Source organism: Novipirellula aureliae, from assembly GCF_007860185.1.
GTDB classification, from domain to species: Bacteria; Planctomycetota; Planctomycetia; order Pirellulales; family Pirellulaceae; genus Novipirellula_A; species Novipirellula_A aureliae.
Genome location: NZ_SJPY01000037.1, coordinates 1 through 1564 on the forward strand (window position 1 = coordinate 1; position 1564 = coordinate 1564).

Consider the following 1564-nt stretch of genomic DNA (forward strand, 5'->3'; position numbering starts at 1 on the left):
TTGGCTCGCAAAACAAGCCAGCAATTTCGTTCTGACGATCACGAGAACCGAGCCAGCGCAGCGTGTATCGCATGCCTTCAAAAAAACAGCGAGCGAAGCTCATCGATCCCGTTCTTGGTTGGCATGGACGCCAACCCTCTTCCCGCAGGGATGCGGGCAGTCACCCCAGCAATAGAGACAACGATCTGAACCAGAGTGAGTCGATTAAGTTCAACGCCAACGATAACCGCGTCGGCCAGATTGACGCTTAGATGACCGCAAACCGTCGTGGCCGACTGCGGTTCATCGCGTTGTTATCCGCTACGGTCTTGTACCATCATCAGAAGGCATCTCGGTTTCAGGTACAACGGTGCAAGTGTATTCGGTCATGCCCTTCGAAGCGTAACAAGTCATCGACCATTTAAGCACCACCGCATTGGTGGTTTTACCATCAACGGTCAGAGTAGCGAACCTCTTCATGCCGGGGGATTGGTTGAAGTAGAGTAGTTCACGGCCCTCAAGCCACACGCCGGTTCCAGTGTGGGCGGTGGGAATGCCAATGTCGGTCGTAGTCCATGTGTTAGTCCAGAACTTGGTGCCAGATGGAAGGGTGACGATCGCGTCGTAGTCGCAATTGAATCTGGTGTTTCGCCACAATTTGTTGTTTTTGTTAATCGAGTAGACCGAAATCAATACGGCGACCACCGCAGTTGCGAGCAGCAACGTTCGTATGCTGTATTGTTTCATGCAGCTTCAGTCGGATAACATTGACGATAACCGCGTCGGCCAGATTAAACGCCTAGATGACCGCAAACCGTCGTGGCCGACTGCGGTTCATCGGTTGGTTACCCGCCGTTCTGGTCTGGTGTTGTGGCAGCACGGATGAAGGCGTCAAGCGATACGAGTTCGGAATCCGATAGTTCGAAGGTAGCGTGCGATAATGGATCGTCCGGGTAGACAGATAGTTCGTTCCGCGTGAGTTCAACAAATTCGTCTGCAGATGTGCAATCAAAGAAGGACAGCGCGTCTGCAGCAAAGTCCATGGCATATCCAGGTTCCCCAACGACGTCGTCAATCACATTTTGGGACCGCCAATGATCGAGAATAGAAAATGCAAGTTCGTGCTTTTGTAAACGTATCCAACTCGGGTTTTCCCAAATATAAGGATTAAGTTCAAGCAATCTAAGATTTGCTGCGCCATACTCGATCGTGCGCAACGTCGACCTGGAGTCGTCGATCGCGTCGCGAAGAGTCCTGACCTGTCGTTGGTGATGAAGGTGGGTCACGATCAGACTCATCACGAGCGCAACAACCAGCACGAGGACTAGACATTGCGTTAAATTGAATCGCACATTCAAGGGAACATTTGGATTTGCAGCCAAGATTTTTCAGTCGGGTAACGAATTGCATTCTATCCGGGGACCAGGCGTGGAAAGGTCTTGATCAATGGTTGACGTTTTTCGCCTGGTCCACGGATAGAATGTGCGTTGAACTTTGTCGTGCAGACCGCTTACGTTGGCAATCCGCTTAAAACGATTCTAACATAAAGTCGGTGTTCGGACACATTCCCGCAAAGTACAACTGC

At 51.0% G+C, this 1564-nt stretch carries 3 protein-coding genes; 1 reads left to right on the top strand and 2 read right to left on the bottom strand.

What is annotated here, in order from left to right:
* Positions 1 to 189 (top strand): hypothetical protein (locus Q31b_RS29290; RefSeq protein ID WP_231617903.1); only part of this gene is annotated, 189 nt, incomplete at its 5' end.
* 111 nt (positions 190 to 300) lie between these two features.
* Here Q31b_RS29290 and Q31b_RS27710 read toward each other — a convergent pair.
* Positions 301 to 726 carry a hypothetical protein gene (locus Q31b_RS27710; protein WP_146602921.1) on the bottom strand — a complete coding sequence of 142 codons (426 nt, stop codon included), beginning with the start codon at positions 724 to 726 and terminating at the stop codon, positions 301 to 303.
* 98 nt (positions 727 to 824) lie between these two features.
* Complete coding sequence (locus Q31b_RS27715) at positions 825 to 1361, bottom strand: hypothetical protein (protein WP_146602922.1); 537 nt, start codon at positions 1359 to 1361, stop codon at positions 825 to 827.
* Positions 1362 to 1564 lie beyond the last annotated feature (203 nt).

What these genes read in the sequence shown, in the direction of transcription:
- Q31b_RS27710 (WP_146602921.1), bottom strand. Translation starts at nt 726, where the DNA reads ATGAAACAATACAGCATACGAACGTTGCTGCTCGCAACTGCGGTGGTC.